This is a genomic window from Rhizobium sp. SRI_017 (genome assembly GCF_057586295.1).
Window position 1 is genome coordinate 244,423 of record NZ_JBYCZP010000007.1, and the last position, 25,628, is coordinate 270,050.

The 25,628-nt window shown below is 61.2% G+C and carries 22 protein-coding genes and 1 pseudogene; 19 read left to right on the forward strand and 4 right to left on the reverse strand.

Annotated features, from left to right (window positions below):
- Positions 1-10: 10 nt before the first annotated feature.
- Both AC2YI2_RS17605 and AC2YI2_RS17610 read right to left on the reverse strand, forming a co-directional pair.
- Positions 11-838: an IclR family transcriptional regulator gene (locus AC2YI2_RS17605; protein WP_487387793.1), complete on the reverse strand. Its 828-nt coding sequence runs from the start codon at positions 836-838 to the stop codon at positions 11-13.
- Positions 831-1,241: an acyl-CoA thioesterase gene (locus tag AC2YI2_RS17610; protein ID WP_487387794.1), complete on the reverse strand. Its 411-nt coding sequence runs from the start codon at positions 1,239-1,241 to the stop codon at positions 831-833. Before AC2YI2_RS17610 ends, AC2YI2_RS17605 begins: the two co-directional genes overlap by 8 nt.
- Positions 1,242-1,329: 88 nt before the next feature.
- Here AC2YI2_RS17610 and AC2YI2_RS17615 point away from each other — a divergent pair, with 88 nt between their 5' ends.
- The 7 genes from AC2YI2_RS17615 (at position 1,330) to AC2YI2_RS17645 (ending at position 10,874) form a co-directional block, all read left to right on the forward strand.
- The gene (locus AC2YI2_RS17615; protein WP_487387795.1) at positions 1,330-4,083 is read left to right on the forward strand and encodes a benzoate-CoA ligase family protein; all 2,754 of its coding nucleotides are present in this window, start codon (positions 1,330-1,332) and stop codon (positions 4,081-4,083) included.
- A 26-nt stretch (positions 4,084-4,109) separates the two neighbouring features.
- Entirely contained in the window at positions 4,110-4,835 is a 726-nt protein-coding gene (locus AC2YI2_RS17620) for an alpha/beta hydrolase (RefSeq protein ID WP_487387796.1), read from the forward strand.
- A 78-nt stretch (positions 4,836-4,913) separates the two neighbouring features.
- Entirely contained in the window at positions 4,914-5,609 is a 696-nt protein-coding gene (locus AC2YI2_RS17625) for a fumarylacetoacetate hydrolase family protein (protein ID WP_487387797.1), read from the forward strand.
- Positions 5,610-5,611: 2 nt separating this feature from the next.
- On the forward strand, positions 5,612-6,259 hold the full coding sequence (maiA, locus tag AC2YI2_RS17630) for a maleylacetoacetate isomerase (RefSeq protein ID WP_487387798.1): 648 nt from the start codon (positions 5,612-5,614) through the stop codon (positions 6,257-6,259).
- A 23-nt stretch (positions 6,260-6,282) separates the two neighbouring features.
- Positions 6,283-7,386, forward strand: a complete 1,104-nt coding sequence (locus AC2YI2_RS17635; protein WP_487387799.1) for a cupin domain-containing protein — start codon at positions 6,283-6,285, stop codon at positions 7,384-7,386.
- Positions 7,383-8,174, forward strand: a complete 792-nt coding sequence (locus AC2YI2_RS17640; protein WP_487387800.1) for a maleylpyruvate isomerase N-terminal domain-containing protein — start codon at positions 7,383-7,385, stop codon at positions 8,172-8,174. The genes AC2YI2_RS17635 and AC2YI2_RS17640 overlap by 4 nt, the downstream gene beginning before the upstream one ends.
- Positions 8,175-8,501: 327 nt before the next feature.
- On the forward strand, positions 8,502-10,874 hold the full coding sequence (locus AC2YI2_RS17645; protein ID WP_487387801.1) for a phosphoketolase family protein: 2,373 nt from the start codon (positions 8,502-8,504) through the stop codon (positions 10,872-10,874).
- Between the two features lie 22 nt (positions 10,875-10,896).
- On the opposite strand, the gene AC2YI2_RS17650 is transcribed toward AC2YI2_RS17645, so the two are convergent.
- A complete protein-coding gene (locus tag AC2YI2_RS17650; protein WP_487387802.1) occupies positions 10,897-12,003 on the reverse strand; it encodes an acetate/propionate family kinase in 1,107 nt (368 codons plus the stop codon).
- A 163-nt stretch (positions 12,004-12,166) separates the two neighbouring features.
- On the opposite strand from AC2YI2_RS17650, the gene AC2YI2_RS17655 reads away from it, so the two are divergent.
- From AC2YI2_RS17655 to AC2YI2_RS17670, 4 genes are all read left to right on the forward strand, one after another.
- On the forward strand, positions 12,167-14,800 hold the full coding sequence (locus AC2YI2_RS17655; protein WP_487387803.1) for a cation-translocating P-type ATPase: 2,634 nt from the start codon (positions 12,167-12,169) through the stop codon (positions 14,798-14,800).
- Positions 14,797-17,487, forward strand: coding sequence for a bifunctional acetate--CoA ligase family protein/GNAT family N-acetyltransferase (locus tag AC2YI2_RS17660; RefSeq protein WP_487387804.1), 2,691 nt, complete (start codon positions 14,797-14,799; stop codon positions 17,485-17,487). The genes AC2YI2_RS17655 and AC2YI2_RS17660 overlap by 4 nt, the downstream gene beginning before the upstream one ends.
- Positions 17,488-17,642: 155 nt before the next feature.
- Positions 17,643-18,464: a universal stress protein gene (locus tag AC2YI2_RS17665; protein ID WP_487387805.1), complete on the forward strand. Its 822-nt coding sequence runs from the start codon at positions 17,643-17,645 to the stop codon at positions 18,462-18,464.
- Positions 18,465-18,574: 110 nt separating this feature from the next.
- Positions 18,575-19,000, forward strand: a complete 426-nt coding sequence (locus AC2YI2_RS17670) for a pyridoxamine 5'-phosphate oxidase family protein (protein ID WP_487387806.1) — start codon at positions 18,575-18,577, stop codon at positions 18,998-19,000.
- A 172-nt stretch (positions 19,001-19,172) separates the two neighbouring features.
- Here the strand turns inward: AC2YI2_RS17670 and AC2YI2_RS17675 are convergent, their stop codons facing one another.
- On the reverse strand, positions 19,173-19,760 hold the full coding sequence (locus AC2YI2_RS17675) for an NAD(P)H-dependent oxidoreductase (protein WP_487387807.1): 588 nt from the start codon (positions 19,758-19,760) through the stop codon (positions 19,173-19,175).
- Between the two features lie 154 nt (positions 19,761-19,914).
- Here AC2YI2_RS17675 and AC2YI2_RS17680 point away from each other — a divergent pair, with 154 nt between their 5' ends.
- The 8 genes and pseudogenes from AC2YI2_RS17680 (at position 19,915) to AC2YI2_RS17715 (ending at position 25,579) form a co-directional block, all read left to right on the forward strand.
- Positions 19,915-20,751: a universal stress protein gene (locus AC2YI2_RS17680; protein WP_487387808.1), complete on the forward strand. Its 837-nt coding sequence runs from the start codon at positions 19,915-19,917 to the stop codon at positions 20,749-20,751.
- A gap of 115 nt (positions 20,752-20,866) precedes the next feature.
- Positions 20,867-21,349, forward strand: coding sequence for a hypothetical protein (locus AC2YI2_RS17685; RefSeq protein ID WP_487387809.1), 483 nt, complete (start codon positions 20,867-20,869; stop codon positions 21,347-21,349).
- Positions 21,350-21,436: 87 nt separating this feature from the next.
- Entirely contained in the window at positions 21,437-21,769 is a 333-nt protein-coding gene (locus AC2YI2_RS17690) for a TraR/DksA family transcriptional regulator (RefSeq protein ID WP_487387810.1), read from the forward strand.
- Positions 21,770-21,855: 86 nt separating this feature from the next.
- A complete protein-coding gene (locus AC2YI2_RS17695) occupies positions 21,856-23,442 on the forward strand; it encodes an MBL fold metallo-hydrolase (protein ID WP_487387811.1) in 1,587 nt (528 codons plus the stop codon).
- Positions 23,443-23,700: 258 nt separating this feature from the next.
- A complete protein-coding gene (locus tag AC2YI2_RS17700) occupies positions 23,701-24,144 on the forward strand; it encodes a baeRF12 domain-containing protein (RefSeq protein ID WP_487387812.1) in 444 nt (147 codons plus the stop codon).
- A gap of 456 nt (positions 24,145-24,600) precedes the next feature.
- Positions 24,601-25,176 (forward strand): annotated as a pseudogene (locus AC2YI2_RS17705) (cupin domain-containing protein).
- Positions 25,152-25,403 (forward strand): SDR family NAD(P)-dependent oxidoreductase, encoded by a 252-nt coding sequence (locus AC2YI2_RS17710; protein ID WP_487387813.1) that lies wholly within the window; start codon positions 25,152-25,154, stop codon positions 25,401-25,403. Before AC2YI2_RS17705 ends, AC2YI2_RS17710 begins: the two are co-directional and overlap by 25 nt.
- Entirely contained in the window at positions 25,400-25,579 is a 180-nt protein-coding gene (locus AC2YI2_RS17715) for a hypothetical protein (RefSeq protein WP_487387814.1), read from the forward strand. Before AC2YI2_RS17710 ends, AC2YI2_RS17715 begins: the two co-directional genes overlap by 4 nt.
- Positions 25,580-25,628: the final 49 nt, after the last annotated feature.

Consider the following 25,628-nt stretch of genomic DNA (forward strand, 5'->3'; position numbering starts at 1 on the left):
CATTTGCTTGTTATGTCCTGGGTAGATCGGCATTTCTCATTGCGGTGATGACCGGTGAAAAAGACAGTTTCTCGCAAAAGCCTATGAGTTGCTCGACGGCCTGCGAGCCTGGTTCCGTGACTGCGGGATCGGTGCCAATCAAGGTCACGACGCATTGCGCCTTTCCCTGCCAATCGAGGATCGGCGCTGCGATCGCGACGAGGCCGGGAATGAAGCGTCCCTCAACCGAGGAATAGCCGCGCGCACGGATCTTTTCGGTCATTCTTTCTATCTCCTGATCCGTTCGCAACTGATCGCCGATCGTGGAGGAAGCCTTGCGGGCGGCGCGCAATTCCGTCTGGCGGATTGCCTCGAGCGGCGCAGGTGGCGCCCAGGCGAGAAAGGCCCGGCCTGTCGCGGAATTGAGGAGTGGCAGGATGGTGCCGAGGCCCATCGACGTGACCGTGGGCGTGGCGGCGCGCTCCCAGCGGACGACGGTGGCGCCATGCGTGCCCCAGACCGAGAGAAGCACCGTCAGGCCGGTTTCGAGGCAGAGTTCGGGCAGGCCATCGGACGCGCGATTGACGAAATCGTGCCGGGCGAGCGCTGCAAGCCCCAATGCAATCGCGCCTTCGCCGAGATCGTATTTGCCGGATTTGCCGGCCTGGATGACCAGGCCCGCATTTAGAAAGGACGTCAGATAGCGGTGTACCTTGCTCGGCGGCATGGCGCAGTCGCGCGCCAGTTCGGAGAGCGACGTCGGACCAGGATAGCCTCCCATCGCCTTGAGTAGCTTTAACGCCGCGTCAAGGGAATGGATCCCGCCGGACTGGCGGTCGCTTTCGTCGTCCTTATCCATCTTGATCCAGCAATTTGCGAAGCGCTTCCATTTCGCCGGCGACAATAGCATTGCCCGACAACTTGAATAGGCCCCGGACCTCGCAACCCACAGCGGCGACCTCGCCATCGACGGTAATCTCATAGGCGAGCCGCAAAGTCCTGCGGCCCCACGCCTCGATGGAAAGCATGATGCGAAGCCTGTCCCCGTCGCGCATCGGCCTGCGGAACTGTGCCGTTGCTTCCAAGAGGCCGATGCCGACGGCGCCGAGGGCCTCGCAGACCTTTCCGTGGCCTCCAAATCCGCGCAGCCAGTCGTGAAAGGCACGGTCGAACCAGGCGTAGATCCGCGGATAAAAGACGATCCCCGCCGGGTCGCAGTCACCAAAACTCACCGCATATTCAAGCTCATGGACGGGTTCCATTTTTCTCCTATGTGAAACCTATTGCGCTGTGCGGAAAAATATCTATCATGGGGATTGGGAATTGTCGAGTGACTTTGGAGGGGAAGGCGTGTCGCAACTGTCTAGCGTGGAGATACTGGGGGGAGGTCCGGCGGGGCTGTACACAGCAATTCTTCTGCGGCGCGCCATGCCGCATGTTCGCCTCCGGGTGACGGAGCAGAATCCCGAAGGCGCGACCTTTGGATTTGGCGTGGTCTTTTCCGATCAGGCGCTGGATTTCCTCAGGGCCGACGATCCTGAAACCCATGATCTGGTCACGCCCGCCATGGAGCGCTGGCGCAACATGACCCTGAACCTGCCGGGTGGGCAGGCGGTACTCGATGGCGTCGGCTTTTCGGCCATCGGGCGGCTCGAACTGATCGAGATCCTGCGCAAGCGCGCAGAAGCGTTGGGTGTCGAACTCCGCTTTTCGCATGCGGTCGGATCGCTGGACGAATTGCAGGCCGACCTGATCATTGGCGCCGATGGGCTGAATTCGCACGTCAGGCGTTCCCATGAGGCGGTATTTGCGCCGACGATCGAACATTTCAGCAATCACTTCGCCTGGTTCGGTACGGCCCGGCCTTTCGATACGTTGACCCAGACTTTTGTAAAGACGGAGAGGGGTGCGTTCAACGCACATCATTACCGATATCAGCCCGATCGCAGCACATTCATCGTTGAATGCGACGACGCCACGTTCAACGCCTATGGCTTCGCGGCCATGGAGGAAGCGGAAAGCGCTCGGGCCTGCGAAGCGATCTTCGGCGACGTGCTGGATGGCGCGCCCCTGAGCACCAACAAATCCGCCTGGCGGCAGTTTCCGCGCCTGTGGTGCGAAAACTGGGTGGCCGGGCGTGCCGTGCTGCTCGGCGACGCGGCGCACACCGCCCACTTCTCCATCGGTTCCGGCACGCGGCTTGCGATGGAAGACGCGATTGCGCTCGTCCGGGCGCTGTCGTCCCATGAGGATGTCGACCAGGCGCTCGCGGCCTATCAGGCGGAGCGCCAGCCGATCGCCCGCAAGATCGTCGATGCCGCCAACACCTCCGCCAGATGGTATGAGAATTTTGCCGCCAAGATCGATCTGTCGCCGGTCGATTTCGGGCTCGACTATCTGATGCGCTCCGGCCGCATCGACATGGAGCGGCTCCGCCGGATGGCCCCCGGTTTCATGGCGCGATATGATGCGGAGAAGAGCGGTGCGAACATCGCCGATCCCGTCGGTCTGGATAGCGCCGGCGCCAAGGAAATCGGTTTCCGGCGCGAAGACCATCCGAATGGCTCTTCGATCCTCTGGGACAATCTCGCTCGCAATCGCGACAAGCTGGCCCTGATCGGCCCGGCGGGATCGCTGACCTATGCCGAATTGGTTGCCGACGCAGCGCGCTGGGGAAATGCCTTTATTGCCGCGGGACTGAAACGTGGCGACCGTATCCCGTTCTTCCTCGATGACACGCCCATCTATCCGGCAGCCTTCTTCGGAGCCGTCCGCGCCGGCTTCGTGCCGGTCCTGCTCAACACCCAGACCACGCCCGATGTGCTGAATTTCTTCCTTCAGGATACCGGCGCGAGGATCGCGCTCTGCGAAGCCGCGCTTGCCGGGCGCTTCGAGGGCGAGGCGATTCAGGGCACGACGCTGGAGCAAGTGGTCATCGTCAATGGCATGGTCGGGGGAGACGGTCGGGTTGCGGCGGCAGACTTTCTCGCCCGCCAGCCCGATACGCTCGATTGCGCCGATACAGGGCCGGAGGACATGGCTTTCTGGATGTATTCCTCGGGCTCGACGGGCCGGCCCAAGGGGATCGTCCACCTGCACCACGACATGGCCTATACGCAGGCCTCCTTCGGCCGGCATGCGCTCAGGCTGGACGTGGACGACATCTGCTTCTCCGTCCCGAAGATCTTCTTTGCCTATGGCTTTGGCAATGCGCTCACATTCCCGTTCTCGATCGGTGCGACCACGCTTCTGATGCCGGGCCAGCCAAGGCCCGACGCGGTGCTCGATACGATCGAAAAATACCGGCCGACGGTGCTGTTCGGATTGCCGACGCTCTACACCGCGCTGGCGCGGGCGGAGAGTGTCGGCGCGCGCGATCTGAGCTCGCTGCGGCAGTCGATGTCGGCGGCCGAAATCCTGTCGCAGGATATTTACGATGCCTGGAAAGGCCTGACCGGCCACGGTCCGACCGAAGGCCTCGGATCGACCGAACTGCTGCACATCTATCTCTCGAACAGCCTCTCCGATCATCGCATCGGCTCGGCGGGCAAGCGCGTGCCGGGCTATGAGATCCGGCTCGAGACGCCTGATGGCAGGGTGCCGGAGCCCGGCGAAGAAGGCGTCATGTTCGTGCGCGGCGATTCATCGGCTCCGAGCTACTGGAACCGACCGGACAAGACGAAGGAGACGATGCGGGGCGACTGGATCTATACCGGCGATCGCTTCGTCGAGATCGACGGCCACTATTATTTCCAGGGCCGTGCCGACGAACTCATCAAGGTCTCGGGCCAATGGGTCTGGCCGCTCGAGGTCGAACGGTGCCTCAACGAGCATCCGGACGTTCATGAATGCGCTGTCATGGCCCATCAGCTCGAAGACCGCCGGATGACGCTGCGGGCCGTGATCCGGTTGAGGGAGGGCCGGCTGGCCAGCAACGCGCAGTCGGATGCGTTGCGCGCCTATGTGAAGACGCGGCTGCAGCCCTACAAATATCCGCGCATCGTGGATTATGTCGCCGACCTGCCGAAGACCGGAACGGGGAAGATCGATCGCCAAGCGCTGGCCGCGATGCCGGTGCGGCAGGATGCGGCAATCGGACTTTGAAGACCATGACCAGAGGAGGGTAAACCATGGGAACTTATGTACTTGTTCATGGCGCATGTCATGACGGCAGCCATTTCGAAGCCTGCGCCGCGCCAATCCGCGCGGCCGGGCATACCGTCCATTGCCCGACGCTCAAGGGCAACCGGCCAGGCGACGACCGCAAGGCCGTGACGCTGGACGATGCGATCGACTCCCTGGTCGCGTTCTTCGAGGAGAACGACATCCACGACGCGATTCTGGTCGGCCACAGCTGGGGCGGCATGGCAATCACCGGAGCGGCCGACCGGCTGGGTCCGGGCCGCGTGCGCCGTCTCGTCTATTTCAGCGCCTTCGTGCCCAACAATGGCGAAAGCCTGATCGACATGTGCCCGCCGCATTATCAGGCGCTGTTCCCGCAGCTAGCCGGCGACACCGGGGAAGTTCTGTTCCCCTTTCCGATCCTGCGCGAAGCCTTTATCAACGACGGAAGCCAGGAGCAGGCACAGTCGCTCTTCGACAGTCTCAACGCCCAGCCGTTCAATACCATGAATGACAGGATCAGGTTGTCGAAGAATCCCGCCGAGTTCATGATCGGCAAGTCCTTCCTGCATTGCACGGAAGACACGTCGCTGCCGCAGTCCATGCCCTTTCATCCGCGCCTGTCCGAAAAGCTTGGGCTCTACCGGCTGGTAAACATGCCTGGCAGCCATTCGACCCATGTGACCGCGCCCATACTGCTGGGCGAGAAGATCATGGAAGCCGGACGAGATTGAAACCGCTAGTCTCGCCAAGGCGAAGGCCCAACGCTCCGCGGTATCGCCGCGGGGCTGAACTGTAACAAGGAAAGTTAGATGAAATTGGTTCTGCCCGCTCCTGCCACCCCCACCGTCGCCGTCGCCGGATCGGATGCCAGATTTCCGGTGCGCAGGATATTCTGCGTCGGCCGCAATTATGCGGCGCATGCGCGCGAAATGGGCAAGGATCCGGATCGGGAGCCGCCGTTCTTCTTCAGCAAGCCTGCCGATGCCGTGGTCGATTCCGGTGAGACCGTGGCCTATCCGCCCCAGACCGAGAATTTTCACTACGAGGCTGAACTGGTCGTGGCGATCGGCAAGGGCGGCCGCGACATTGCCGAAGCCGACGCGCTCGAGCACGTTTGGGGCTACGCAGTCGGCAACGACCTGACGCGGCGCGACCTGCAGTTCGCCGCGCGTGACATGGGCCGCCCCTGGGATTTCGGCAAGGCGTTCGACCGCTCCGCCATCATCGGCCCGGTCTATGCGGTATCGCAGACGGGGCATCTGGCGAAGGGGTCGATTCGCTTGGCGGTGAACGGCGTGGTCAAGCAGGATGCCGATCTTCGCGAACTGATCTGGTCGGTTCCGGAGATCATCTCCTATCTCTCGCACTCCATCGCACTGGCGCACGGCGATCTTATCATGACAGGAACGCCGGCCGGCGTCGGTCCACTTTTGCCTGGCGATGTCTGTACTGTCAGCATCGCGGGGCTCGGCGAGATTTCCACCACGATCGGACCGAGGGCCTGACAATGGTCCTCAAGCTCCACAATTTCTTCCGCTCATCGACATCGACGCGGCTGCGTGCGGCGCTGAATCTCAAGGCGTTGGACTATGATTATGTCCCCTATGTCCTGCGCCGTGGCGATACGCGAAAGCCTGACTATCTGGCAATGAACCCGCAGGGCCTCGTGCCTGTACTGGAGCGGGAAGACGGCAGCTTCCTGACGCAATCGCTTGCGATCATCGAGTGGCTGGAGGAGACGCATCCGACGCCGGCGCTTCTGCCCGCCGATCCCGACGGGCGGGCGCGGGTGAGGGCGCTTTCCTATATGATCGCCTGCGAAATCCATCCGCTGAACAATCTGCGCGTGCTCGGCTATCTCGCAGACCGCTTCGGCGCAGGCGAGGATGGGCAGAAGGAATGGTTCACTCATTGGGTGGCCACGACGTTCGACGCGCTCGAGATCACGCTGGCTTCCGATCCGCGCACGCGCACCTTCTGCCACGGCGACACGCCGGGCCTCGCGGACATTTGCCTTTATGCGCAGGTCTGGAACAATCAGCGCTTCGGGATTGCCACATCGGCGTGGCCGACGATCGAATGGATTTTTGCGCGGCTTGACGCGATTCCGGCATTCAGCAACGCCGCGCCGTCCCGGCAACCCGATGCGGCCTGACCGCGCGAGCAGGAGAACACGCCATGCACGATCAGACACCAGGCACGCCGGCCAATGCCATGAACCCGGAGGAGACACCGGAACTGCGTGCGCTCTACGAGGGCTTCGAGGCGCAGCATCTGATGCCGCTCTGGACGCAGCTCGGCGATCTGATGCCGCGCCATCCGAAGCCAAAGGCTGTGCCACATGTGTGGAAATGGGCCGATCTGTTGCCGCTGGCGCAGAGGTCGGGGGATCTCGTGCCCGTGGGACGCGGTGGTGAACGACGCGCCATCGGCCTGGCCAATCCGGGCCTCGGCGGGCATGCCTATGTCAGCCCCACGCTTTGGGCGGCGATCCAGTATCTCGGCCCGCGCGAAACGGCGCCGGAGCATCGCCACGCGCAGAACGCCTTCCGATTCGTGGTCGAAGGCGAAGGCGTCTGGACCGTCGTCAATGGCGATCCTGTTCGCATGAGCCGGGGCGACCTGCTGCTGACGCCCGGCTGGCATTTTCACGGCCATCACAACGACACCGACAAGCCGATGGCCTGGATCGACGGACTTGATATTCCGTTTGCGCAGCAGAACGATGTCGGCTTCTTCGAACTCGGTTCCGACCGGGTGACGGACTACGCGACGCCACGCTTTTCGCGGGGAGAACGGCTGTGGTGCCATCCGGGCCTTCGTCCGCTGTCCGGCCTGCGCGACACCGTCGCCTCTCCGATCGGTGCCTATCGCTGGGAACATACGGACCGCGCGCTGACCGAGCAGTTGCTGCTCGAGGAGGAAGGTCAGCCCGCGACCGTCGAGCAAGGTCATGCCGCCATCCGCTACGTCAACCCCACGACCGGCGGCGATGTCATGTCTACCATCCGCTGCGAATTCCACCGCTTGCGTGCGGGCACCGAGACGCCGACGCGCCGCGAGGTTGGTTCGACGGTGTTCCAGGTCTTCGACGGCAAGGGTGCGGCGGTAATCGGCGACGTTACGCACGAGCTGGATATCGGAGATATCTTCGTGATCCCGTCCTGGGTTCCCTGGTCGTTGCAGTCAGAAACGCAATTCGACCTGTTTCGCTTTTCCGATGCGCCGATCATGGAGCGGCTCAATTTCATGCGCAGCCATGTCGAAGCGGCCGGGACATGAACCTGACGCTGGAGAAGGCCCGGATCGCACTGCGCGAAAGGCAGGGCAGCGGGGCGCGCCACGACGCCGCGCTCGCGCCCTCGCACGCGCTCGACTGGGCCCGGCGGGGCACCGCTTATTTCGCGCGGCTTCTCAACGACCTCTCCGATCGCGCGCTTGATGAGGCAAGTGGCGTGGAAGGTTTCAGCCGCCGCCGGCTGGTGGCTTATGTCGGCTATCATGCGCGTCTCATGAGTGAATTCCTGGCTTGGGGCAGGACCGGCGAGGCCGGACCCTTTCCACGCAATCTCGAGGTTTCCGCCGACGATCTCGAATTCGGCATCACCCAGCCTTCGCGGGCGTTGCGCTATCTCTTTGACCATTCCGCGGTTCATCTCAATGTCGAATGGCGCGACTTGAGCAATGAAGACTGGGGCCGTTCGGTGGCCGACACAACGGGTCGAACGACCCCGCTCCGGGACACGCCCTTGATGCGGGCCCGCATACTCTGGCTTCTTGCCATCGATCTGAATTCCGGCGGCCGGTTTGCGGATATGCCGGCGGATTTCGTCGATGCCCTGATTCTCGATCAGGCCTCGCGACGGCTTCCTGCCGGGAGGTTCGCGCTGGTGGCGACCGATCGGGCCGCACCGCTGATCATGGGCCGGGCGCCAGCAATAGCCATCAGGGGGACCGCCCGCGACCTCGCGGGTTGGCTCAGCGGAAAGGGCGGAGGCAAACTGAGCGCCGATGGTGGCTCGCTGCCTGTCCTCTCTCCGTTTTCAGTGATCGGATCGGAACTGCCATAACCCCGCATATCGCAAAGTCAGTCTGTTGCAGGCTTTTCTGACGTGTTCTGGCACTTCGATAACAGTGCTTTCGGCCACGACGCTTTGACCTCGATCATTGTATAGTCAAAGCCCCATCCAATCTTTGGAGTGAATTCCGGCAGATCGCGTTTTCAACGCTTGCTTGCGTGTCATCGCAGGCGCCTAGATGGTCTGAGTTCGGCAAAGGCGCTCTCGTACTTCTCACAATCATCCGCTTGATTGATCCCGGTCAAAGTATCGACGGCCTGCTCAGCTAGCCATTTGGCAAGCCACATCAATCTCGCAACTGCGATGGAAGAGGCAAGCATGACCATCTCCAACACCCTTGACGACACCGAAACAACTCTTATCGACCGATATTGGCGGGCGGCAAACTATCTCTCGGTCGGCCAGATCTATCTGCTCGGCAATCCGATGCTGCGCGAACCTCTCAAAGCCGAGCATATCAAGCCGCGGCTGCTCGGTCATTGGGGCACGACGCCGGGCCTCAATTTCATTTACGCTCATCTCAATCGGACTATCCGCACCCGCGACCTGGACGTCCTATATGTCTGCGGACCTGGTCATGGCGGGCCTGGCATGGTCGCGAATGCTTACCTCGAGGGCACCTATAGCGAAGTTTACCCCGATGTGGCGGAGAACGTCGGGGGATTGCAGACGCTATTCAAGCAGTTCTCCTTTCCCGGCGGTATTCCGAGCCATGTAGCGCCGGAAACCCCCGGATCAATCCATGAAGGCGGAGAACTCGGCTATGCTCTGGTCCATGCCTTTGGCGCGGCATTCGACAATCCCGACCTGATCGTCGCCTGCGTCGTCGGTGACGGTGAAGCCGAGACGGGGCCGCTGGCGGCGAGCTGGCATTCCAATAAATTCCTTAACCCTGCTGTCGACGGTGCGGTGTTGCCGATCCTCCATCTCAACGGTTACAAGATCGCCAATCCGACCATTCTTGGACGGGCGGCACACGATGACCTGAAGCACCTTTTCGAAGGATACGGCTATGAGCCCTTCTTCGTGGAAGGCAGCGAGCCTCGCGATATGCACCGGAAAATGGCAGCGACCCTTAACCAGGCGTTTGACCGGATCCGTGCTATCCAGGCCGGCGCCCGCGCTGGCAAGGCCCCGGAAGGCTGCCCGCGCTGGCCGATGATCGTGCTGCGCAGTCCCAAGGGATGGACGGGTCCGAAGGAGGTCGACGGCAAGAAGGTCGAGGATTTCTGGCGGTCGCATCAGGTGCCGGTCTCCAATTGCCGTGAGGATGACGGGCACAGGAAAATCCTCGAAGACTGGATGCGCAGCTACCATCCGGAGGATCTCTTCGACGAAAACGGACAGTTGCGGCCAGAGCTTCGGGCACTTGCACCATCAGGCACGCGGCGGATGAGCGCCACTCCCCACGCCAATGGCGGACTCTTGCGTAAGGAACTCGTGCTACCGGATATGCGCGCGCACGCGGTGGATATCGGCGCCCGCGGCTCGAAAATGGTGCAATCGACCGAGATCCTCGGCCGCTATCTGCGCGACGCACTGACGCTGAACAGCGAAAATGCCAATTTCCGTATCTTTGGTCCTGACGAGACCGAATCCAACCGGCTCGGCAGCGTCTTCGAGGTCACCGACCGCGTGTGGATGGAGAAAATCGAACCCTATGATGTCCATCTAGCGCAGAAGGGCCGCGTCATGGAGGTGTTGAGCGAGCATCTCTGCCAAGGCTGGCTCGAAGGCTATCTGCTCACCGGACGCCATGGCCTGTTTTCATGTTACGAAGCATTCATCCACATCATAGATTCCATGTTCAATCAGCACGCCAAATGGCTGAAGGTGACGCGGGAAATCCCGTGGCGGAGACCCATCTCGTCGCTCAATTATCTGCTCACCTCACATGTATGGCGGCAGGACCATAACGGCTTTTCCCACCAGGATCCGGGTTTCGTCGATCTTGTCGCCAACAAGAAGGCCGATATTGTCCGCATCTATCTGCCGCCGGATGCCAACACGCTGCTTTGGGTCGGAGACCATTGCCTGAAGACCTATGACCGCATCAATGTCATCGTTGCCGGCAAGCAGCCCGAGCAGCAGTGGTTGACTATCGACGAGGCGGTCAAGCATTGCGAGGCCGGGATCGGTATCTGGGACTGGGCAGGTACGGAGGAGAGCGCACCGGCACCCGATGTCGTGATGGCTTGTGCCGGCGATGTGCCGACCCTGGAGACGCTTGCGGCCGTTTCGCTGCTTCGCGAGATGCTTCCTTCGCTTCGCATACGCGTGGTCAATGTCGTCGATCTGATGGCGCTGCAATCGCACGATCAGCACCCGCACGGGCTGACCGACGAAGCCTTTGACGCGCTGTTCACCACCGACCGACCGGTGATCTTTGCCTATCACGGCTACCCCTATCTGATCCACCGCCTGACCTACAAACGCACCAACCACGAGAATTTCCACGTGCGCGGCTTCATTGAGGAGGGGACGACGACCACGCCCTTCGACATGACGGTGCTGAACGAACTGGACCGCTATCACCTGGCAATCGACGCCATAGAGCGCGTGCCTGGCCTCCGGGCGAAGGCTGGCGAGGCGCTAGCGGCTCTCCGGGGCAAGCTCGACACGCACAGCGAATACATCCGCGAACAAGGTCAGGACATGCCCGAGATACTGAATTGGACGTGGCGTTATTGAATGAAAGACAAAATGCTGCGAACTATCCCTCCAGCAGACGTTTGGCGTGGATGGCCATCATGCGCTCCTCGTTCGCGGGCACCACCAGTGTCCGAAAGTCCCCAAGGAGCGCCAGGCGTTCAACAATCGCCTGCCGCACGGGCGCAGCATGTTCGCCGATACCACCGGTGAAGACGAGACCATCCATGCCGCCCATCGAAACCGCCATCATCGCGGCGAACTGGGCGCATTTCATCGCGAAGAAGTCTAGCGCGAAGGCGGCGCGGGGATCCTTGCTGGAAAGCAGTGTTTCGACGTCGTTGCTGATGCCCGACAAGCCCTTGAGCCCGGACTCCTCGTAGAGCGCGTGCTCGATCTGGTTTGCGTCCATGCCAAGATCCCTGAGCATGTAGATGACCGCACCGGGATCGACGGCGCCGCTGCGAGTGCCCATCGGCAGGCCATCCAGCGCCGTCATGCTCATCGTTGTGTCGATGCTCACGCCGCCCCGCATCGCGCAAAGACTTGCGCCGTTACCAAGATGGCCGACGACCACCCGGCCACCGTGAAGATCGCTGTGCTGATCCCTGAGGACGTGGGCGATCCACTCGTATGACAGGCCATGAAAACCGTAGCGTCTTATTCCCTGGTCGCGAAGGCGCTTTCCGATCGCAAAAGAACGGAAGAGTTCCTCCTGGCCCGAATGGAAAGCGGTGTCGAAGCAGGCGATGTCGGTCGCATGCCCGGCAAGTCGCCTCGAGGCTACTATGCCGGCCAGGTTGTGCGGCTGGTGCAACGGGGCGAGGGGGACGAGTGCTTTGAGTTGCTTGACGACATCCGGTGTAACGATGACCGGGGCAGCGAAACGCAATCCGCCGTGAACGACCCGATGCACCACTGCCAGGATCTTCCAGTCGTCGTCATGTTGTTCGACCAGGTCGAGCACCGACCTGAGCGCAGCATCATGATCGCTACCCGCGAGTGTTGAGGCCAGTTTTCCATCACGCCCGGCAAGCCGCGCGGAGATGGAGGCTTCCTCGCCAATATTGGCGACCTTACTACTGAGCAGAACCTCGAGGTCATCATAGCGAAGGACCTGGAACTTGAGCGTCGATGAGCCCGCATTCAATATGAGCAACGTATCAATCATGCGAATCTCCGGCATTCCCGAGCAACCTGTTGAATTCCGACCAGATCCTACCGAGCGGTATCGGAGCCATGTTAACTGCGCAGTCGCGATGTTGCTTGACTGAAATCAAGGAATGACGACACGCTATATGGTCTCTTACTCGCGGCCAGCAGGATGGAGCAGCATGTCGCAGGTGGGATTGACGGAGCAGGAAGTCGCCTTGCGAAGAGGGCGACATGGCATCAACGCGTTGCCTGAATCGCAAAGCGAATCTGTATTCAAGATCTTCTTGAGGCAGTTTCTCAGCCCGTTGATCTATATCCTTGTCGCAGCCGCCGTGGTGTCGGCGTTTCTCAGCGATATCAAGGATGCCGTGTTCATAGCTGTCGTGCTCCTTGTGAACGGGGTCGTCGGCACGATCCAGGAATACTCGGCGGAAAGGGCGGCAGCTGGGCTGAGATCCTACGAACGACTGCTTGCTACCGTTTTTCGCGATGGCACGCGCCGCGACATTGATGCGCGCGATCTTGTTCCGGGCGATTGCGTGGTGCTCGAAGCGGGCCGGCGTGTGCCTGCGGATATCAGGCTTTCGGTCTCGGACGGTTTGAAAAGCGACGAATCGTTGCTGACGGGGGAATCCGTTCCCGTGCGGAAATGTTCGGCTGACGAGGCGCCGAATGATCGAACGTCCATGGTCTTCGCGGGCACAATGATCATGCGCGGCACCGGTCGCGGCGAAGTCCTGGCGACCGGCATGTCCACGGAGCTTGGCAAGATCGCTGCGTCGCTTGGCACCCAGCCCGTGGCGAAGCCACCGCTGCTGGTCCGATTGGAGGGTTTTGCCCGCACGCTCGCCATTGGTGTTTTCGTCGCCATTGCGGTGCTCATCGCGGCGGGTTTGATCCGGGGGATGGATCCGACCGAGCTTTTCATGGCGTCGGTCGGTCTCGCCGTCAGTGCCATCCCGGAAGGACTTCCGGTGGCGATCACCGTGGCGCTCGCGATCGCGGCTCGGCGCATGGCCGGGAGACATGTGATCGTGCGCAATATGCCAGCAGTGGAATCCCTGGGGTCCTGCACCGTGATTGCCACCGACAAGACGGGCACCCTGACGATCAACGAGCTCACCGTCACTGATGTCCTGCTGCCGGACGGAACCCGCGTATCGTTCGAACCGGGCCTGGGAAGGAAAGAAAGCCTCGACCATGAAACACCAGTTGCACAAGGAAAAATGACATCCCTTTTGAGGGCAGCCGTTCTGCCTAACGAGGCGAGCCTGAATTTTGACGATGGCAATTGGGTTGGGTCGGGTGACGCCGTCGATCTTGCTCTCCTCGCCGCTGCGCGTCGCGCCGGCCTGTCGCATGGCAGCGTCTGTGATGCCCATCCGCTGATTTCGCGCATCGCTTATGAGCCCGAGAAGAAGTACGCCGCGTCCTTCCACCACGCGGAGGATAACATTGCCATTTTCGTCAAGGGAGCGCCCGAGACTCTGATCGCCATGGCCGAGACGATGTTGCACGACGGAAGCGTGGTTGCGATAGATCGCGCTCTGCTCCTTGCTCAGAAACAGGAGCTGGCCTCGCAAGGGCTCAGGGTGCTTGCCTTCGCCGAAGGACATATCAGCGCCGACCAGGATGGCTCGCTCGGCCACAGTCATCTCGCCGATCTCACATTTCTCGGCTTTGCCGGGATGAAGGATCCGCTGAGGCCGGAAGTTCCCGCCGCGATTGCCGCTTGCATAGCGGCCGGTATCCGCGTGGCAATGGTGACTGGCGACGATCCTTCGACCGCCTCGGCGATTGCGCGCGACGCGGGCCTGGACATGGCTGGTCTGAAATCGGTCACCGGAACCGAGTTGCGCGCTGCCGAGCAGCAAGGCAATGCCGCACTCGATGTCTTGACCCGTGACGCAAACGTCTTCGCGCGGGTGGAGCCGCTGCAAAAGCTCGGCATCGTGGAGTCGCTTGCGCGCAACGGTCACGTCGTAGCGGTCACCGGGGACGGCGTGAACGATGCGCCGGCGCTCAAGCATGCTCATGTCGGGGTGGCAATGGGCCGGAACGGTACCGACATCGCACGCGAAAGCGCCGATGTGATCCTGACCGATGACAATTTCGCCTCGATCGTCGCCGGCATACGGGAGGGCCGCGTGGCCTATGCCAATATCCGGAAGGTGGTTTTCATGCTGGTGGCGACCGGAGCCGCAGAAGTGCTTCTGTTTTTGGCCACCGTCCCGTTCGGATTGCCCATACCCTTGCTAGCCGTTCAATTGCTGTGGCTGAATCTCGTCACCAACGGAATTCAGGACGTCATGTTGGCCGCCGAGAAGGCCGAGGGCGACGAACTGGCCCAGCCGCCGCGCCGGCCGGGCGATCCGCTTTTCGATCGCATCATGGTGAGGCGCATCGTTCTCTCCGCGGCATTGATGGCTGTTAGCGGAGTGGGGCTGTTCATTTGGCAGCTGCACAGCGGCGTGCCGCTCGAAAGTGTTCGCAATCAGCTCCTGCTGCAATTCGTCATCTTCGAGAACGTCCTCACTCTTTGTGCCCGTTCAGAGCGGTCTTCGGTCCTTGGCCGCAACTTTTTCCGCAATCCGTTGCTGCTCGGGGGTGTTGTCGTCACGCAGTTGCTGCATGCGGCTGCCATGTATCTCCCGGCCCTGAGCGGAACACTTGAGATCGAGCCGATCTCCCCTTCGGATTGGGCGATTCTCATCGCTCCGGCCCTGTTGCTGATGGCGGTACTGGAACTGGATAAGTTCGTGGAGCGCAGGCGCACGGCAGCCAGTGATTTTCGTGAGGCAACAAGCCGATGACGGTCCGCAATCTGAACCATGTGCTTAAGCCGGAATCTCTGGTGGTGGTGGGTGCGTCTGACCGCGAAGGCTCGCTCGGCCGGGTGGTCATGTCGAACATACTGTCGGCGGGGTTTTCGGGATCAGTCTGGCCCGTCAACCCCAAATATGACGACGTGGCCGGTTTGAGGTGCTTCCGGCGCATCGACGACATCGACGGCGTGCCGGACCTCGCGATCATTCTGACGCCGGCCGCATCGGTGCCCGCGATCATCGACGAATTGGGACGCAAGGGGACCCGTGCCGCAGTCGTCATTACGGCCGGGCTCACCGCAAGCAATGGCCTGCGGCAGGCGATGCTTGATGCCGCCAGGCCGTATCTCTTCCGTATCGTGGGCCCCAACACCGTGGGTCTCAACATTCCATCGATCGGGCTGAATGCCAGTTTCGCTCATCTTTCCGCTGCACCTGGCGGCATCGCGCTCCTTTCGCAGTCGGGCGCGATCATGACATCGCTCCTGGATTGGGCAGCGGATAACAATGTCGGGTTTTCACACGTCGTTTCGCTGGGCGACATGGCCGACGCCGACGCCGGAGATTTCCTCGACCTCCTGGCGGGTGACCCGAGCACCAAAGCGATCGTGATGTATCTGGAATCCATTCCCAATCCCCGAAAATTCATCTCGGCCGCCCGCGCCGCCGCCCGGCTCAAGCCTGTGGTGGCGATCAAGGCCGGCCGGCACGCGGAAGCGGCAAAGGCCGCCGCAACGCACACCGGCGCGCTCTCCGGTGCCGACCGTGTGGTCGATGCAGCTTTCCGGCGCGCGGGCATACTCAGGATCGACGACATCGGCGAACTGTTCGCCGCCTCTGAAACCATCGGACGCTTTGCCGCTCAGCCGCGGTCGCAGGTCGCTGTCATCACGAATGGTGGAGGCGGAGGCGTGCTGTTGGTCGACCAGTTGTTGGACAGAGGCCACAAATTGGCGCCGCTCTCGGAGACCACACTCGAGGCGCTGGACCGGGTCCTGCCCCAAAACTGGTCACGGTCCAATCCCGTCGACATCATTGGTGATGCGCCGCCGGAGCGCTACGCAGCCGCCATCGAGAAGGTTGCGGCCGATCCCAACGTTGACATCATCGTGGTGATGAACTGCCCGACGGGGCTCGCCTCGCCGAAATTCGCAGCCGGGGCAGTCGCCGCCACGGCGCCGTCCGGCTTGATTGAGGGCAAGCCCGTTCTGGGCTGCTGGCTCGGCAGTTACGCTGCCCGCGAAGGGCGGTCGGTGCTGGCTGCAAGCGGCATTCCAACCTACGATACGCCCGCGGAAACGGCGGCGGCGATCACTTATCTGACGGATTGGTCGGGAGCGCAGCGCAGCCTGGTCAGGACGCCGCGCGCTGGAGGGCATCTCAAGCCCGATCGGACGGCCGTGCGCGACGTGTTCCGCATGGCGGCGGCCGAAGGCAGACGGATGTTGACTGAGGTCGAGGCGAAGATCGTCATCCGCGCATACGGCATTCCTGCACCCGAGACCGTTTTCGTTTCGACGCCGGAGGAGGCCGAGGCTGCTGCGGCAGAGTTGCTGCAGCGATCGCCCAAAGTGGCAGTGAAGCTGCTTTCCAAGACGCTGACCCATAAGTCCGATGTCGGCGGGGTCGTGCTTGGTCTGGACACACCGGCTGCGGCGCGAGTGGCCGCTGAGCAGATCGCCGTCAATCTCGAGCGGCTCGGCAAAAGCGCTCAGCTCGATGGCTTTACGGTGCAGGAGATGGTCGAACGCAAACACGCCCATGAGTTGATCCTCGGCTTGACCCGCGATCCGCTGCTTGGGCCGGCGATCCTGTTCGGCTCCGGCGGCGTGTCGGTCGAGGTGGTCGACGACACGGCGGTGGCGCTCCCGCCGCTCGATGACGTGCTCGCGGCGGACCTGATCGATCGCACCCGGATCGGCAAGCTGCTGGCGGGGTATCGCGACCGCCCCCCGGCGCATCGGGCCAGGATTGTCGAGGCTATTTGTGCACTATCCCAGCTGACGGTCGATTTTCGCTGCGTGACCGCGCTTGACGTCAATCCGCTGCTTGCCGATGAGCACGGTGCCATGGCGCTCGATGCCCGGATCGAGATCGATCCCGATCATGTGGAGGATGAGGGGCCGAACGCCAGTCTCGCGATCAGGCCGGTGCCCGAAGGATGGGACAGACAGGCCCGTTTGGCAAACGGCACAGTCCTTTCGATCCGGCCCATCGTTCCCGATGACGCTGTGCTCTATCCCGCCTTTCTGCGGAACACGACACAGCACGATCTCCGACTGCGCTTCCTCGCGCCGGTAACCGTATCAGACAAGATGCTGATACGATTGACGCAGATCGACTACGATCGCGAGATGGCTTTCGTCGCCCTGGAAGCCAGCGGCGCATTGGCAGGGATCGGCAGGCTTGTCTGTGATCCGGATCGGGAACGGGCTGAATTCGCGCTTCTCGTCAGGAGCGATTTGCAGGGCCAAGGGCTTGGCTCCACGCTTCTGTCTCATTTGCGCGACTACGCCTCTTCCGGGGGGATAGGCGTTATCGAGGGCATCGTTCTCGAGGAAAACAGCAGGATGCTGGAGCTTTGCGAAAGGCAGGGGTTCGAAAGAAGCAGCCGTCTGAACGAACCCGGATCTGTCCGCGTCACTTTGACGATCTCAAATGAGATTGAGCGTTAGACCTCGATTATCGCACTCCGAATTGATCCTCGTCAAGGTGAGCGCGAAAACCGCTGGTAAAATCGGCCCTCGCGGCAAGTTTCTTGCCAGACATCAGCGGGGCCCCGGTTGTTGGTGCCGAGGCTCGCCGGGCTTGAGCGCCCAGAGGATCGACGATGAAAAAGCGCCTCTTTCTTCCCCTGCTGACCTATCCGGATTCGTCCTCGGAGACGATACTCGAGAATGCGGTGAGCCTTGCGAACAATCTCGACGCCGTCCTTTGTGCGAACATCTTCGATGTTTCCATACCGCCCATCGTCAATCCCTGGCCCCTGTTCCTTGATACGGACGAAATGATTCAAAAGGCCGAGCGCCAAAGCCGGCAGAACGGCGAGGCCCTGGAGGGCGCGCTCCGCAAGCGCTGCGCCGAAGCGGGCGTCGTTCTGGAGATCGTGACAAGCAATGTCTCCCAGCCGGACGCGATTGATTTTGCGACGGAACAAGCACGCCTCTACGATGTGACGTTCGCGCAATCGGAAGCACCATTCGCAGCGTTCGCCGAAGCGCTGATCTTTGGCGCCGGCCGGCCGGTCATTCTGTATCCGGATCGGACCTGTTCTGGTCGGATCGAGCGTGTTGCCGTCGCCTGGGACGGCAGCCGGGCGGCGGCCCGGGCGTTGGCGGACGCCACCTTCTTCATCGACGGCGCTTTGCAGGTTTCCGTCATCTCTGCCTTGGGCGAAAAGCCGATCGGTCAAAGTGCTGCGAGCCAGCTGGCCGACGCTTTGGTCTCGCGAGGCGTGAAGGCGGATGCCTTTTCGTTTCATGCGAGCGAAGGATCGATCGGCGAAGCCATCCAGTCGAAGGCGCAGGAATTGAGGGCCGATCTGCTCGTCATGGGCGGCTACGGTCACTCCCGTTTGCGAGAGTTTGTGCTCGGCGGCGCGACCGCGGAAGTCCTTTCGAAGCCGAAGCTCCCTGTTCTGATGTCGCATTGATCGCCGGTCGATGGGCGCATCCGCACCAAGACTGAGCGGCGCCGGAACGGGCGGTATCGATCAGGAAGTGAACTTCATTGATAAGGAGATGCGAGATGATTGTGTGTGAAATGCGCGATGCCGATTGTTACGGGATCATCAACAAGCAGTTCGTTGGCCGGCTCGCAAGTTGCGCGAAAGACCAACCCTATGTCGTCCCGGTGCAATATGTTGCCTCTGGAGGACTGCTCTATAGCTTTTCCCTGCCTGGGCGGAAGATCGACAACATGCGACAAAATCCCAATGTTTGTCTTCAGGTGGATGAATTGCAGGATCATCGGCACTGGAAGTCCGTGATTATCGAGGGCCGGTATCGCGAACTGTCCGAAGTTGACGATTGTCAGCGGGCCTGGGAAATTTTGCAGCACCAGAGCACCTGGTGGGAGCCTGGTGCACTCAAGCCGAAATCCTCGAATGCCATCGTGGAGAGCAGGTCACATCTGTTCTATACGATCTCGATTGATCGAATGAGTGGCCGCCAAACTGCCGAGGAATAAGTGACCCAGCGCTTGAGGGTATCGACGACTTAAACTGTCTGATGACGATGAACGAGGTTTCTTCAGGCGTGGCTCCAGCAGTGCGCCGTCGTTCCGGAGCTACCATGGTCTCTCATCCGGACGGGCAACGCGCCGCCGTCGATAGTGCTAGAAGGTTTCGTCCAGCCGGCATTCAGGCCCCCCGACTGCCAAGTTGTTTCACCTGTTTCAACCACTTGCGACACTTGCTTTCGCCTGCATTGCCGACCATGCCGAACAGGCTCTCGCGGACCGGCTTGATGCCCACAAAGTTCAGAATGCCTCGACGCAACGCGGCGATACCATGGTTCATGAACCACAACCTGTAGACAAAGCTCGGCATCCCCATGGTCACGATGAGTCGGGCGGTTCGACCCTTAAGCAGGGCCTTGGTCGACATGCCACCGGCTCCGTATTCAAAGGCAATCCCCGGCCGCATGACCTGTTCCAGAAAGGCCTTGACCAGAGCGGGCATGGTTCCCAGCCAAAGGGGAAAGACGAACACCAAATGTTCTGCCCAGAGAATATTCTCCACGGCGACATCGAGTTCTTCGGGAAGGTCGCCGTTCTCGAATTCGCTCTGCGACTGCAGCATCGGAAATTGAAATCCCGCGAGATCGATGCGCCGGATTTCATGTCCGGCCCCCGAAGCACCCTCGATATATGCTTCAGCGAAGGCGGTGCAGAGGTGGTGATGTCGGTGGTCCGGATGGCCATTGATCACAAGAATGCGCTTTGCCATTTCACTGTCTCCAAGCATTTCCGCGTAATCTATCTCACCGATCGCATCCGCAATTGATTTCGCGCAATCGATCAACAGCTTGACGCAAATCAATGTGAATACGGCAAACTCTTTCTAGGCTTCGCGTATCAACTTCATGCGAAAGGACCGCGTCATGCCTGCGAAGACTATTTTGAGCGTTGTGGGGGTCGATCATGGCAATGAAGACCTTCTCGCTGCCGCGGAAGTGGCGCGGCAATCCGGTGCGCATCTGAACGCCATTGTCATTTCTTGCGTGCCGCCGCTGCCGGTCGGCGACCTTGTCGGTCAGACCTACTCCACCTACGCTTTTGCATGGGAGGAGGAGAGTGACCGAGTGACTGCACGGGCCGCCGAGTTGCGCGAACTGCTTTCCCAGCACGGTCTCGAGGGCGATGTTCAGCCTGTCTATTGCCTGAATGAGAGTGTCCATGAAGAGGTCGCCACGAGAGCGGCCTATGTCGACGTAACCCTCGTCGGAACCAGGATGCTCAAGGACAATCACTTGCTGAAGCGCGTTCTGGATGGCGCTCTTTTCGCATCCCCTGCGCCTGTCATCCTCGCGGGCCAGAATCGGAAGGTAACCCTCGCGCCCAAGACCGTATTGGTCGCGTGGAACTCCAAACTCGAAGCGGGCGCCGCGGTGCGCCAGTCGCTGGACATGCTCGCCCATGCGGAAAACGTTCACGTCGTCGTCGTCGATCCCAACGCAACCCCTCATGCAATGGGTGAGGAACCCGGCGCTGACGTGGCCACATACCTGTCAAGACATGGCGTCAAGGTGACCGTCGAGACACTCGCAAGCGGCGGCCGCGATCCCGCGCTCGTTCTGCAGCGACATGCCAGCGATATCGGCGCCGAGCTTGTCGTGATGGGCGCATATGGCCACTCACGCTTGCGTGAGCGCATTTTTGGCGGAACCACGCAAACCATGCTGGGCCATGTCGATACGCCGGTTCTCATGGCGCATTGACGAACGACGGGAAGCGGTGGAGCGCGCCATTGGACATGCCCATGCTTGGCTGTCTCGCATAGAACGGCGCTCCCTTTCCAAGCACAACGGGCAGCTTCTGCTGCCGGAGGGACCCATGCGCATCGACAACATGATCCAGTCGCTCAGGCTCCTCGCCAAGGCCGACGCAATGATCGCCGAAGCGGCCTTCAAGGCGCGCCTGTCCGAAATCGTGCTTCGCGCAGCCGCTTTTTGCGTCTGGGTGTTTGGACTGGTCATGCTTGGGATCGCGATTTTTTTTGCGCTCAGGGATCTGTGCGGGATGATCTGGGCAGCCATCGCGGTAGGGCTGGGAAGCCTGGCATTTTCCGCGTTGCTCGTCACACTAGCCGCTTATCGTCGGCCAAGAAATGATCTGCAGATCGCGCATGATATGCACAAGATGGCATTTGACTCGCTGATTGAAGAAGCTCGGCTCGCCGGCAGTGACTTTGCCAATGTTCAGGCGCTCCTGCGCAGCGCCACGACGGGTGGGACGCTGGTTGGCATTGTTGCTCCACTTTTGGGCTTGCTGCTGCGCTTTTTGAAGCGACGTGGCGGAGACCCGCAGCACCAGTAAGCGGTCATCGATTTCGCAGTGAAGGCATAAGTTAAGATTAGGGGTGAGCAATGTGCGATCCCTGCCACTCGCCGATGGGAGTTCCAGATGCAGACAGCAAATTATCGAAGCCGACTTACTGGGCGGCAAAATGAGCTTTTGGACCGCCTTCGGCGAATCGAGGGAGATCTGGACATTCCCAGGAGCAATGATGACGATGATCGTGCGACCGAGCGGGAAGATGAAGAAGTTCTGGAATCTCTCGGGGAGGCCGGCCTCGCTGAACTCAAGGCCATCGAGGCAGCATTGGCCCGCATCGACAACGGCACGTACGGTCGCTGCGCCAAATGCGGCCGCCCGATGTCAGAGGAGCGCCTGGACGCGGTTCCCCATGCAGCACTCTGCATGGAGTGCATTGCCGAGAATGCGAAGCGAACGTGACGGAGATCGTTCCGAACGGAATGAGCCGACAAATGCTGGCCTGCCTCAGGTTGCATAGATGCCATGGATGTTCAGGGAGACGATAGATGCAATATCCCACGATCAGATTTCATGGCGCCGCAGGGACCGTCACCGGCTCCTGCTATGCCATCCAGACCGAAGCGGCTCTCGTGATCGTCGACTGCGGTCTGTTTCAGGGGTCAAAAACCGAAAAGGAACTCAACTATCGCGCCTTTCCCTTCGAAATCGGGCAGATCGACGCCGTCGTCTTGACTCATGCACATATCGACCATTCCGGCGTTCTCCCCAAGCTCACGAAGCAGGGATACGACGGGAAGATATTCGCGACACCAGCCACGGTAGATCTTTGCAGCGTCATGCTCCCGGACTCGGGGCATATCCAGGAAGTGGAGGTCGAACAGCGCAACCGCCGCAACCGCTTGCAAGCGCGCGCCATCGTCGAGCCGATCTATACCGCTGACGACGCTTTCAAAATGCTGCATCAGTTTCAACCGGTGCCCTTCGAGCTCTGGCAGGCGGTGGCGCCGGGCGTTCGCGTCCGTTTCTGGAACGCCGGACACCTGCTGGGTTCGGCCTCGGTTGAAATGGAAATCGGCGACGAGAAACCCGTTCGGATTCTGTTTTCGGGTGACATTGGCCCCGAACACAAACTGCTGCAAACCGGCCCCGTGGCGCCGAAGGGTTGGGATTACGTGGTTTGCGAAAGCACGTATGGCGATACGGATCGAATTGACGCCACCGATGCCGGCCGACAGAAGATACTCGGCGACGAAGTCCGCACCGCAGCGCGCCACCGGAACGGCGCCTTGATCATCCCCTCTTTCGCGGTCGAACGTACGCAGGAATTGCTGGCCGACCTGTTCTTGCTCATGGAGCGAGGGGAAATCCCCACCTGTCCTGTCTTCATCGACTCGCCGCTGGCCACGCGGGCAAGCGAGATCTTCATGGCACACAAGAACGAACTGGAACACGGTGACGCCATGGTCCGCGCCATGCGGTCGAAAAACGTCCGCTTCACCGAGAGTGCGGAACAATCGAAGTCGCTTGACTATGTCCAGGGCTTCCACATCGTGATCGCGGCAAGTGGCATGTGCGAGGCCGGACGCATCCGCCACCGGCTAAAGAATTGGCTTTGGCGCGAGGAAGGCACGGTGCTGTTGGTCGGCTTCCAGGCCGCGGGGACGCTCGGGCGCATTTTGGCGGATGGAGCACCGACCGTGAGAATACAGGGTGAAGAAATCGCGGTGCGCGCCCGCATCCGATCGATTGATGCCTATAGCGGCCACGCGGACGGACCTGAATTGGAACAGTGGCTGCGCGATCGGCTGCCAATCGCACAAGCGGTATTTCTCGTCCATGGCGAAGAGGATGCGCTCGCATCGATGAAATCACGCGCTTGCAATGTCGTGCCCGAAAATCAAATTTACATCCCGCGTCTCGACTCGGCCTTCCGGCTGGAAGCCCAAGGTCCGGTGGACATATCGACTTCCGTACCTATGCCACGCATTGACCCCGATCTCGCAGGGCACCGTGACTGGAACAACGATTACCAGGTATTGCTCCAAGACCTGAACAACGAGTTGCGAAGCGCTGCCGACGACAAGTCTCGCGGGGTGATAATTCGAAAGATCCGGCGGGCAATCGAGTCCTGACCGGACCAAATCGGCGGCCCGCGGCGGCCGAGTTCCTTCGCGAAGACGGCTCGGGGTGATCAAGCATGAGCTTTGCGACGCGGCGGACGCAGTGAGCTGGTTTGCCAGACCGGCCGTTCTGGTCATGACGTCTCCGACCAGCATCGTCACGTCTCAGCGATGACCTTCTCGCAAACATCGCCAATCTCGTTGACTTCGGTCAAAGCCGCCTCGACCCATCAGGGCCAAAGTCGGTTTGAAGATGATGAGGAGCGTTCGATGAAGAAGGTCAGTATCCCGAATGGCGCATGGATCATGGTCGCCGATCACAGCAAGGCAATCCTGCTCGTCAACAAAGGCACGCCCGTTGTTCCGCAGTTGGAGGTGAGAAAGGTGCTCGAGGCGCCAGACAATCCGTCGACGCATGAACAGGGCGCGGACGCGCCTGGCACAGTGTATGCCGGCAGCCATCATAGCAGCGTGCAGCAGACCGACTGGCATGCTATCGCCGGGCGGCGTTTTCTCGAACTTGCCGTAGAGGCTGTTGAAATTGCGAAGGGTCGTGAAGAGTTCAACGCGCTCGTTCTTGTCGCCCCGCCCAAGGCTCTGGCGGAGCTGAGGAATATCATCTCGGACGCCGTTAGGGCATCGATTGTCGGAGAACTCGACAAGGATCTCGTCCATTTGCCGGTGGCAAAAATCGCCGAGCACTTGGCGGCGTGATGGGACAAAACCCCCAGGTCCTCCTGGCACCTTCCTTAATATGCGGGGGGCGGTAGTGTTGCATACGGGCACACGCCCGTTTCGGCGATCCCCGTCGCATTGCCGGCCGCCCAGAGCGCGGCACGTGCCGCGGCGGCGCCGATCTGCGCTGCGATGAGCGCTCGTTTCAAACCAGGCCTTGCTGCTCTCCGTCCCGATGCGCCGTGACCAGCAAGCGGGATCGGCCTCCCGGAGTTTGATCACCGCACTTTATTGGTTAGCTGACCAGCTAATTAGCTTTGCTTGCGTGTTGTCAAGTCGAGGTAGACCCCACCGCCAATTCGCCCGGCCGATAGCGCAAATCCGAAAAAACGATTTCACTGCCCGCCCCGAGCGTCCGTATGACTGTTCCGTCATCGAAGAGAACAGGCCCATGCCGCAGCCGCCCCATGCCGAACTTCCGCCGATCGAAGGGTCGTGACCGGGCACCGGCTCGATAGCGCGGCTCACGTCACCTCCAAGGGTCCCCTGCCCTCGGTTCACCGTCTCGAAGCCATCCCGTGCACGGTGTTTCATGAAGTCTGGTCGACCGCGGCCACGCCTGCGCCGGTCGACAACGGCAATGACCCGACACTCGGAGCCCTTGCTCTTGCCCCACCCCGACACGGCACGCGCATTCGCTTCGTCGACATCCCGCCCGACAGCGAGGATTTCCTCAGGCATGGTGCGGCCTCGATGAAAGCGGCCTTCGCCGAGATCGGTGACGAGAAGGCTTCGACTGTTCGCGCCGACTCGCCGCATCCGCTGATGCATCGCACCGAGTCGATCGACTATGGCATCCTGATCCAGGGCGAACTGATCCTCATCCTCGATGACTAATTGGTTGTCCTCCGACCGGGCTCCGTCGTGGTGCAACGCGGCACCAATCATGCCTGGGCCAACCGCTCCGGTCAGATGGCACGGATGGCGTTCGTGCTGATCGATGGCGCCTTCGCGCCCGAGATCGCCGAGAGCCTTAGGGGCGCTGAATGGCTGGTATCAACGATCTCTTAGGCCTCCAGGGCCGGACCGCGCTCATCACCGGCGCTGGTGGCGGGCTGGGCCGTGCGATCGCCGAACTCTTCGGCGCCGCCGGCGCGCGCCTCATCCTGCTTGACCGCGACGACGCCATTCTGGAGCCCGTACCGCAGTCAAGCTCTCCAGGGATCTCGACAGGACCTGCCAGGGCATCGCCGAATTCTCAGCCCGCGATGCCGAGGCCTATCGGCGCTTTGCGATGAAATCCATGGCCTTCCTGCCGATGTTCATGTCGGGCCTCTACGCGCCGCCCTTCCCGATGGGCGCCTTCATGGCGATGATGGACCAGACCGACGAAGGCCGCGATGGTTGCCCAAACCTCCCTCCTCCAACGTCGACCCCGACTTCCGCCTGTTCTAATGAAGGCTCAAACGCCTGAGAAGGAGGAACATATTTGTTCCCACCCCGAGATTTTCAGCGCCTCCGGC

Bases quoted from the DNA above. Each gene is read 5' to 3' on its own strand.
- AC2YI2_RS17640 (WP_487387800.1), top strand. From the start codon at position 7,383: ATGAACCTGACGCTGGAGAAGGCCCGGATCGCACTGCGCGAAAGGCAG.
- AC2YI2_RS17605 (WP_487387793.1), bottom strand. From the start codon at position 838: ATGGATAAGGACGACGAAAGCGACCGCCAGTCCGGCGGGATCCATTCC.
- AC2YI2_RS17690 (WP_487387810.1), top strand. From the start codon at position 21,437: ATGCAGACAGCAAATTATCGAAGCCGACTTACTGGGCGGCAAAATGAG.
- AC2YI2_RS17715 (WP_487387814.1), top strand. From the start codon at position 25,400: ATGAAATCCATGGCCTTCCTGCCGATGTTCATGTCGGGCCTCTACGCG.
- AC2YI2_RS17675 (WP_487387807.1), bottom strand. From the start codon at position 19,760: ATGGCAAAGCGCATTCTTGTGATCAATGGCCATCCGGACCACCGACAT.
- AC2YI2_RS17635 (WP_487387799.1), top strand. From the start codon at position 6,283: ATGCACGATCAGACACCAGGCACGCCGGCCAATGCCATGAACCCGGAG.
- AC2YI2_RS17670 (WP_487387806.1), top strand. From the start codon at position 18,575: ATGCGCGATGCCGATTGTTACGGGATCATCAACAAGCAGTTCGTTGGC.
- AC2YI2_RS17665 (WP_487387805.1), top strand. From the start codon at position 17,643: ATGAAAAAGCGCCTCTTTCTTCCCCTGCTGACCTATCCGGATTCGTCC.
- AC2YI2_RS17655 (WP_487387803.1), top strand. From the start codon at position 12,167: ATGTCGCAGGTGGGATTGACGGAGCAGGAAGTCGCCTTGCGAAGAGGG.
- AC2YI2_RS17645 (WP_487387801.1), top strand. From the start codon at position 8,502: ATGACCATCTCCAACACCCTTGACGACACCGAAACAACTCTTATCGAC.
- AC2YI2_RS17660 (WP_487387804.1), top strand. From the start codon at position 14,797: ATGACGGTCCGCAATCTGAACCATGTGCTTAAGCCGGAATCTCTGGTG.
- AC2YI2_RS17620 (WP_487387796.1), top strand. From the start codon at position 4,110: ATGGGAACTTATGTACTTGTTCATGGCGCATGTCATGACGGCAGCCAT.
- AC2YI2_RS17685 (WP_487387809.1), top strand. From the start codon at position 20,867: ATGCGCATCGACAACATGATCCAGTCGCTCAGGCTCCTCGCCAAGGCC.
- AC2YI2_RS17650 (WP_487387802.1), bottom strand. From the start codon at position 12,003: ATGATTGATACGTTGCTCATATTGAATGCGGGCTCATCGACGCTCAAG.
- AC2YI2_RS17680 (WP_487387808.1), top strand. From the start codon at position 19,915: ATGCCTGCGAAGACTATTTTGAGCGTTGTGGGGGTCGATCATGGCAAT.
- AC2YI2_RS17710 (WP_487387813.1), top strand. From the start codon at position 25,152: ATGGCTGGTATCAACGATCTCTTAGGCCTCCAGGGCCGGACCGCGCTC.
- AC2YI2_RS17700 (WP_487387812.1), top strand. From the start codon at position 23,701: ATGAAGAAGGTCAGTATCCCGAATGGCGCATGGATCATGGTCGCCGAT.
- maiA (WP_487387798.1), top strand. From the start codon at position 5,612: ATGGTCCTCAAGCTCCACAATTTCTTCCGCTCATCGACATCGACGCGG.
- AC2YI2_RS17610 (WP_487387794.1), bottom strand. From the start codon at position 1,241: ATGGAACCCGTCCATGAGCTTGAATATGCGGTGAGTTTTGGTGACTGC.
- AC2YI2_RS17625 (WP_487387797.1), top strand. From the start codon at position 4,914: ATGAAATTGGTTCTGCCCGCTCCTGCCACCCCCACCGTCGCCGTCGCC.
- AC2YI2_RS17695 (WP_487387811.1), top strand. From the start codon at position 21,856: ATGCAATATCCCACGATCAGATTTCATGGCGCCGCAGGGACCGTCACC.